The following is a 7,884-nucleotide window of genomic DNA, read 5'->3' as shown; positions in this document are numbered from 1 at the left end:
TATCTAGGAATGATTAAATTAGCTTGTACTTTTATTTGGCTTCGATGAAAATTTATTTTTGTGCACAGAGCCTATTTAACTTTGTAAGTGATTTAGTACAAAAGATAGTTATTATCTAAATAACTTACAGCTTTTATAGATTAAATAAGATTGTTCACTTTAGAGTATCTCCAGTCGATCAGATTAAAATAACGCTAACGATTCTAACAGCATAATTTATTAATTGCAAACTTATAGATTTATATATCAATATTTATTATTAGAAAGGTTCCAGTGGGTTTAAAATAGGTGCTATATTTAAAAATGCTAATGTTATAAAGATATATTTTATGAAACGAAGTAAAACTAGTTAAATCATTAATGATTTAATTACTATATATCTAAGATATTGCTAGGTGATCAATTGAATTATAGCAAGTGTTTGTCTAAAATTTTTATATAGCCTGGTTGAGGTTATTTATCGAATTTTAAATCTATTTAAATTTTTATAAGAATAATATGTTAGATCAAGTTGGTTGAAGTCTTTTTGGATGTTTGTTTTAGGTGACTTGAGAGTGGCTAGTATTATTGCTTAAGTAGTTAGGAAATGAGTCAACTGGGTTATAAAAAAGTACAATACAATTTAGTTAATAATGTTTGCAACTGAATTGTTTCAAGTACTAATTGTAAATCTAAATAAACTTAAAAAGGTGAATAAAATGTTTAAATATAATCACGTTTTATATGCGATAGATACTTCTGATAAAAATATTGAAGAAGCTGTTTAGAAGGTTATAAACTCAGTCAAACAAAATAATACTAAACTTACTATAGCTCATTATATTCAGTCATTGGTAAGTGCGTATCCTGCATATTTTTCTTATAACCTTTCTAAAGAAGAAGATATTCAAAAACAAATGGTTAATGATGCAAAAGATAAGCTATTACCTATACTATCTAATAATGGCTTAAGCGAAGAGAATTTGATCATTGATATATCTACTGATATTAGAGTATCTATTTTAGATAAAGCTAATGAGCTGGGTGCTGATATAATTTGCTTAAATAGTCATAAACATAATTTGTTTGCTAGAATAGGATCTGTAGCTGACTATATTGTAAATAATTCTAAATGTGATGTCTTAGTTTTAAAATAAAAGCTTTCAAAATAAATAACTATGCTTATTTTCTTATAACTAGATCTTAAATTATATAATTTTGCTGTACAAACCTATGCATAGTCTTTGTTTTTGAATATCTTGTATTGTAGGTCTTAATCTAAAATTTATTTAAAGGGAATAAAATGGAAAAGCGAGTACTTCTAATTACAGGAGCAACTAGTGGGATTGGTAAAGCAACAGCTATAAATGCAGCTAAGGCAGGGTTTAAACTAATACTCACAGGTAGACGTGAAAATCTTTTAAAAGAATTAACAGAACAAATTGGTGGTGATAAAGCTATTTATATCCCTGGAGATATAACTAAATTTAAGGATCAAGAAAAAGTTGTACATACAGGTGTAAATCATTGGGGTAGGCTTGATGCAGTTTTTGCAAATGCAGGAATTGGATCTACAACACCTGGTACAGAGTTTGGAGATCCTTTAAGTTGGGATCAAATTATAGATACTAATATCAAAGGAATTCTTTGGACAGCAAAGTTAACATTACCCCACTTAAAAAAACAAAAAGGTCACTTTTTACTGACTAGTTCAGGGGCTGGTAAAAAAGTTTTAAAGGGTTCTATCTACGGTGCTTCTAAATGGTTTGTCCAAGGCTTTGGAGGGAACTTAGCTGCTGAAATGGAGCAATGGGGAGGAAAATGTACCATAATTTCACCAGGATCAGTAAATACTCCTATTTTTGATAAACCTTCTAATAAAAGACTAAGTCCTGATGATGTTTCCGAAGCAGTTTTATATGCTTTAAATACTAATCAAAAGAATATTATCCGTGAAATACGTCTTGTGCCAAATATGAATTTAGATTGATCTTATCAAGTTCTTATACTCAAACTTTAAATCATGCTTTTGCTATATAAACACTATATTTAGTCTTTGTTTTCTAATAACTTGTATCGTAGGTAGATTTTCAAAAAATCATTTAAAGGAGATAGTATGAGAACAAATGAGTCTAAAGAATTAGCAGCTCGTGAAACTGTGATTAGGACATTCAAAAATATGGAAAATATTTTTTCTGATAAGGATGGATCTTTGGCAATAGAAAGATTAATGAGCGACACTTTACCAGAATTTTCTATAGTAGGACCTACCGGCCATAAAATTAGTAGAGATGAGCTTAGAGGTGCACTAGAGAGTTGTATTGGAAAAAAAATAAATATAAAAATAGAAGCCTTAGACTTTGATACTGTCTCATCTAGTGACGATTTGGTAGTCTTAAACCTTTTAGAGAAACAAAACTATAATGGTGAAGATAGAGTTTTACGTTGTACAGTGCTAATTTGTTTTTCTGAAGGTGCTCCAAAGTGGAAGTTTCTTCATGAAAATGTAGTAGTTTCAGATTAAAGTAAGATTTTTGCTATTTAATGATATTAGCAATATTAGTCGCTGTTTGTTCAATGTTCTTGGCAGCATTAGTAAGTATAGTTTCTAAATCTGTATAATAAGTTATAGATGAGAATATGGCATCTATAGCTGAGTTATCTAAATCAGTATCACTAAGTTCGTAACTTCCAACTATTGCAATTACTTTTTTGACCTTTTGACTTTTAGCTTTTTGAGCAATAGTAATAGGGATTTTGCCATATAAACTCTGCTTATCCATTTTACCCTCACCAATGATTAGTATATCTGTGTTTTGGATATAGTTATCAAACTTAATAGTTTCTAAAATAAGCTCTGCACCTGAGACTAGTTTTGCATTTAAAAAGGCTGCTAAAGCAAAACCAACACCACCAGCCGCTCCAACACCGGCAACATTTTCATAGTCTTTATTTAGAGATTTTTTACAAAGTTCAGCAAAGCCTTTTATTTTTTTATCTACTTCATCAAGTTGGTTATCGGCTAACCCTTTTTGCTTACCAAAAGTATGAGTCGCACCATTTTTACCACATAGTATATTGTTTACATCACAGGCTATCTTAAACTCTGAGTCTTTAATTCGCTCATCAAAGCTATTTAAATCAATATTTTTTATACTAGGTAGATTATCTGGATAACAGTTTACAATAACTTCATTTTTATCATTTATAAATTCTACCCCTAATGCTTGAAGTAAACCAATACCTGCATCATTAGTGCCACTACCACCTAATGTTAAAATGAATTTTCGAATTCCTTTATCTAAAGCATCTGTGATAATTTGACCAAATCCATATGTGTTTGATTTTAGCGGATCTCTTTTGCTTTTAGGATACAAGTTTAAACCACAGCACTGAGCTAACTCTATAATTGCAGTATCTTTATTAATTAGGTAATTAGCTGAGATAATGTTACCAAGGTGAGCCTTTACTTTAACACGGATTTTTTCTGCTGAAGTTAAATTTTGTGATATAGCATCAAGAGATCCTTCGCCTCCATCAGCAACTGGGACTTTAATATACTGTGCTGTAGGGAGTATTTTTTTAAATCCTTTTTCTATAGCGTTACAGACTTCAATGGCGGATAGGGACTCTTTGAAAGAGTCTGGTGCAATTACTATTTTCATAAGAGTTTATTTTATAATCACTTGTGGTCTAAAACTATTGTATTTTATTTTAGTAAATATTTCATATAATTAAATTTATTACTTAGAACTTAATCTTTTAATTATGAACGATAGTATTTATAAAAAAGTCAGTTGGCGAATTATGCCATTTCTTTTAATTTGTTATACGCTGGCCTACTTAGATAGGGTTAATGTATCATTTGCTAAAATACAGATGGTTTCTGATTTGTCACTGTCAGAGACGGTTTATGGTTTTGGAGCTGGGATATTCTTTATAGGATATTTTATATTTGAAGTTCCTAGTAATTATCTCCTAGTTAAGGTCGGTCCAAGTAGGTGGCTAGGGTTTTTGATGGTAGTTTGGGGTATACTTTCATCTTGTACTATGTTTATTAACTCAGCTAACCAGTATTATGTTTTAAGATTTGCTCTAGGTTTGGCAGAAGCAGGTTTTTTTCCAGGTGTTATTTACTATTTGTCTGAATGGTATCCTTCATATAAAAGAGCTAAAGTAACAGCTATATTTTTTAGTGCGACAGCAATCTCGGGTATATTAGGTGGCCCTATCTCAGGTTTTATAATGGATGTTTTTAATCAATATCATTATGATGGTTGGAGAATGCTGTTTTTAATTGAGGGGATTCCTACAATTATTTTGGGCTTTTTAGCACCAAGGATTTTAAGTTCAATTGATAAAGCAAAATGGTTAACTCAGCAAGATCGAGATTATTTAAATAATCAACTAAAACAAGATCAGTTAAGTCATCAGTCATATAAAAAAATGGCTATCTTTTTAGATATTCGAGTTTGGTGGCTATCACTAATTTATTTTTGTGGGATTACAGGTTTATATGCTATCAGCTTTTATCTACCAACTTTAATTGAAGATTCTGGGATAACAAATATCTTTATGATAGGTGTAATCTCTGCAATACCTTATATATTTGCTGTAGTTGTAATGATAGTTGTAGGTGCAAGCTCTGACTATTTTAAAGAAAGAAAATATCATTTAGTTGGAGTCAGTGTGATGGCTGTTATAGGTTTTGTTGGAATAGGAGTATTTGATGGTAATACCTACTTAGCATTAATCTTTATGTCGCTAGCAACAGCAGGGATATTAACCTTGATACCATTATTTTGGAGTTTACCAGCAGCAATATTAAGTGGTATGGCAGCAGCAATTGCAATCGCGATAATTAATTCTTTAGGTAATCTTTCAGGTTTTGTAACACCATATTTAGTTGGATATATTATCGACTCCACAGCATCAATATCTCTAGCATTATATATGGTAGCAGCTGTTGTTTTAATTGGAGCTATTTTAATTTATATGTTTCTAACTAAAACATCAAAAAGATCAATCTAATGTTTGTAATTATCATATTTTTTGTTATAATACAGTGTCTAGTTTTTATCTAGGCGAATTGGAATAATAACAAAAAGTCAGAAGTCTATCACGAGTTGTAGGCAGTTCTGAGAATTTAAAATCTAATAAATGGAGTAATAAATGTACGCGATAATTAAAAATGGCGGTAAGCAATATAAGGTAAAAGAAGGCGAAGTAGTTAAGCTAGAAAAATTTGACCTTGGTATTGGTGAAAAAGTAGAGTTTGATACAGTTTTAATGGGACAAACTGCAGAGGGAGAAGTTAAAATTGGCGCTCCTGTTGTAGAAGGTGCTAAAGTTGTTGGTGAAGTTGTAGAGCAAGGTCGTCATAAGAAAGTAAAAATTATGAAGTTCCGTCGTCGTAAGCACAGCATGAAGCAGCAAGGTCACCGTCAGTATTTTACAGAGGTAAAAGTTTCATCTATTAGTTTATAATTTTATTAAGAATATTTAAGGAGTATACAAATGGCTCATAAGAAAGCTGGTGGTAGTACTAGAAACGGAAGAGATTCAAACCCTAAGTATTTAGGTGTTAAAAGATATGGTGGTGAGTTTGTTAAAGCAGGTACAATTATTCTGCGTCAAAGAGGAACAAAAACTCATCCAGGTGTAAACGTAGGTTGTGGTAAAGACCATACTTTATTTGCTCTTAAAGATGGTACAGTTAAGTTCCATACTGGTGGTGCATTAAGCCGTAAATTTGTTTCAATCGACGAGTAATCTTCGTCTTTCTAATAGTAAAATTTCTTCTAATTATTTGTGTAGCTATAGGTATTGATAAAAATCCAATACCATTGTTTGATAAGAATCTCTTTGAAATAAATTTTATCTTAAATAAATGTCTAAAAATTTATAGTTGCTTGTAAAGTTATTTATATGATTATAGATGCTTAAAATCTATCTACATTGAACCTTTGAGTAGTTTTTTGTTTTTGCTATAACCATAAAGAAAAATACTAAAACATAAAATATTAAAAGATGTTGTTATTATTAGATAGTATACAGAGGGGAAAAATCCAAAACTAATGCTGAAATAAAGATTCATACAAACTATTTGAAGCGAACAAATAGCATTTATTAGAAGCCCTGAAATATAGCTAAAAGCTAACAATACACTACCAATGAATATTAAGAACCCAAAGAAGTAAGAAGTAATCATAAGAATGCTATAAGATGATGATGGAATAAGGTTTAAGTAGCTATAGAAGATCATAAATATTATGCTACATCCTACTATGATACTAACATGTAAGATATTGTTTTTTGTTATTCTTTGAGGATATACCTTGATTTTATGGGTTATTAGTATTGCTAATATAGATAGTGTTAGGTCATTAAAGAAAGGCTTGAGACTTTTGATAAATTCAAAAGTGCTAAAGTCATCAAAGTTATAAAAACTAATAAAATTGGCAAATGTTGCTAGAAAATAAAAATACCATGCATCTTTTTTAAAAGAGCTAATTCTAATAGCAAATATTAATGTAAATATTTGAACAGTCAATAAAAGAAAATATGTTTGCATAAATTACCTTAAATCTGCTTTTTTATAAAATCACAAAATTATAGATTAATAATGATCAAAAGCACCCAAAACGTGTCTACTTTGAGTCTTTGAGTAGTTTTTTGTTTTTGATGTAAGCATACGTGAATATAAGTAGATTTAATATATTAAAAAGACTATTTATAAGAAACATCGTAATACTTTGAGGATATATTATTTGGTAGTATATGCTCATTACTATCATTTGCACACAATAGATAGAATTTATAAGCAAGCCTGCAATATATCCAAATATTAAAAGGGCAGAACCAACAAATACTATAATGCCGAATAAATCTGAAATAAACATACTAACACTATAAAATGGCGACATGGGCAAAGTTAAGTGGTTAAATATAATCATAAATAGTATTGTAAATATAATAATAACAGCTGCAGGTAATATATTTTTCTTTGTTAGTGTCTGTGGTTTGAAACTATGTTTTTTGAGAATAATTATCGCTAGTAGGGATAGTCCTAAGTCATGGCTAAATGGAATTAAGCCTTTGATAAAACCAAGAATACTAAACTCTGCAAAGTTATAGAAACTAATAAATCCAACAAATGTTCCTAAGAAATAAAAGTACCATGCATCTTTCTTGAAAGAAGAGATTTTGATTGCAAATAATACTCCAAATATTGATACTAGTATTTGTATTATATAAAAGCTAATACTCATAATATCCCTATATTCTCTATGTTACTTTTAAATTAAATATACTTTTATGAAACCTGTTTTTGAAGTATTTATACTATAAAGTTAGCTATTTTCTTAAAATACATTTTAATTGATTTAGGATAATTGCTTGAAGCTTGTAAATCTTGTTTGTGAGAATATTAGTAAAATAGTGAGGCGAATGCTACATATATATAGAAGACTAAGAACAAAACTTAAAAAAAGAAACTCATATAATAACTCATATACAAGTGAGCTAATATCATCTATTCATAGAGCAGATATCAAAGCTACTATACTTTCAATAATATGGGCCGCTGGACCTGTAACAGTTATAGCTATTACGTTAGGTTATTACTTAAGTCATGGCTCTAGGGTGCCTTTAGTTACGGTTGCATATTTTTCTTTATATGTATTTTTTGTTGGTTTAGTTGGTTTTGTAAGTAAGATAATTTTTGACTCGATAAAGCATCGTGAGCAAGAAAAAATGCAAGATAGGTTTTTGAGTGTAATGGAGGAGTCTTATCAAAACCTATATTTATCAAAGAAAATGAATTTATCTAGGCTCTGTGCACAAAAATAAATTTTCATCGAAGCCAAATAAAAGTACAAGCTAATTTAATCATTCCTAGATATG

At 29.8% G+C, this 7,884-nt stretch carries 10 protein-coding genes and 1 pseudogene; 8 read left to right on the top strand and 3 right to left on the bottom strand.

Going from position 1 to position 7,884, the window contains the following annotated elements:
• Positions 1-632 precede the first annotated feature (632 nt).
• The 4 genes from AB8E56_RS10825 to AB8E56_RS10810 all read left to right on the top strand — a co-directional run bounded on the left by AB8E56_RS10825 (position 633) and on the right by AB8E56_RS10810 (position 2,503).
• On the top strand, positions 633-767 hold the full coding sequence (locus AB8E56_RS10825; protein ID WP_329480998.1) for a hypothetical protein: 135 nt from the start codon (positions 633-635) through the stop codon (positions 765-767).
• Positions 768-773: 6 nt separating this feature from the next.
• Positions 774-1,136, top strand: a complete 363-nt coding sequence (locus AB8E56_RS10820) for a universal stress protein (RefSeq protein WP_329481000.1) — start codon at positions 774-776, stop codon at positions 1,134-1,136.
• A 146-nt stretch (positions 1,137-1,282) separates the two neighbouring features.
• The gene (locus AB8E56_RS10815) at positions 1,283-1,969 is read left to right on the top strand and encodes an SDR family oxidoreductase (RefSeq protein WP_329480996.1); all 687 of its coding nucleotides are present in this window, start codon (positions 1,283-1,285) and stop codon (positions 1,967-1,969) included.
• Positions 1,970-2,095: 126 nt separating this feature from the next.
• A complete protein-coding gene (locus AB8E56_RS10810; protein WP_329480994.1) occupies positions 2,096-2,503 on the top strand; it encodes a hypothetical protein in 408 nt (135 codons plus the stop codon).
• 13 nt (positions 2,504-2,516) lie between these two features.
• Here AB8E56_RS10810 and AB8E56_RS10805 read toward each other — a convergent pair whose 3' ends face one another.
• The gene (locus AB8E56_RS10805; protein ID WP_329480992.1) at positions 2,517-3,644 is read right to left on the bottom strand and encodes a glycerate kinase; all 1,128 of its coding nucleotides are present in this window, start codon (positions 3,642-3,644) and stop codon (positions 2,517-2,519) included.
• Positions 3,645-3,747: 103 nt separating this feature from the next.
• Here AB8E56_RS10805 and AB8E56_RS10800 point away from each other — a divergent pair, with 103 nt between their 5' ends.
• From AB8E56_RS10800 to rpmA, 3 genes are all read left to right on the top strand, one after another.
• Positions 3,748-5,010: an MFS transporter gene (locus tag AB8E56_RS10800; protein WP_329480990.1), complete on the top strand. Its 1,263-nt coding sequence runs from the start codon at positions 3,748-3,750 to the stop codon at positions 5,008-5,010.
• Positions 5,011-5,151: 141 nt separating this feature from the next.
• A complete protein-coding gene (gene rplU / locus AB8E56_RS10795; protein WP_329480988.1) occupies positions 5,152-5,466 on the top strand; it encodes a 50S ribosomal protein L21 in 315 nt (104 codons plus the stop codon).
• A gap of 30 nt (positions 5,467-5,496) precedes the next feature.
• The gene (gene rpmA / locus AB8E56_RS10790) at positions 5,497-5,751 is read left to right on the top strand and encodes a 50S ribosomal protein L27 (RefSeq protein ID WP_072711881.1); all 255 of its coding nucleotides are present in this window, start codon (positions 5,497-5,499) and stop codon (positions 5,749-5,751) included.
• 181 nt (positions 5,752-5,932) lie between these two features.
• Here the strand turns inward: rpmA and AB8E56_RS10785 are convergent, their stop codons facing one another.
• Positions 5,933-6,553: a hypothetical protein gene (locus AB8E56_RS10785; protein WP_329480983.1), complete on the bottom strand. Its 621-nt coding sequence runs from the start codon at positions 6,551-6,553 to the stop codon at positions 5,933-5,935.
• A 76-nt stretch (positions 6,554-6,629) separates the two neighbouring features.
• Positions 6,630-7,250, bottom strand: a complete 621-nt coding sequence (locus AB8E56_RS10780; protein WP_329480981.1) for a hypothetical protein — start codon at positions 7,248-7,250, stop codon at positions 6,630-6,632.
• A gap of 178 nt (positions 7,251-7,428) precedes the next feature.
• Here AB8E56_RS10780 and AB8E56_RS10775 point away from each other — a divergent pair.
• Positions 7,429-7,815 (top strand): annotated as a pseudogene (locus AB8E56_RS10775) (hypothetical protein); the annotation flags it as partial.
• Positions 7,816-7,884: the final 69 nt, after the last annotated feature.

Origin of the sequence: Francisella sp. 19X1-34 (assembly GCF_041102755.1) — a bacterium.
Classification (GTDB): domain Bacteria; phylum Pseudomonadota; class Gammaproteobacteria; order Francisellales; family Francisellaceae; genus Francisella.
Note: the sequence above shows the minus strand (reverse complement) of the source record. Positions and strands in the feature narration are given on the sequence as shown.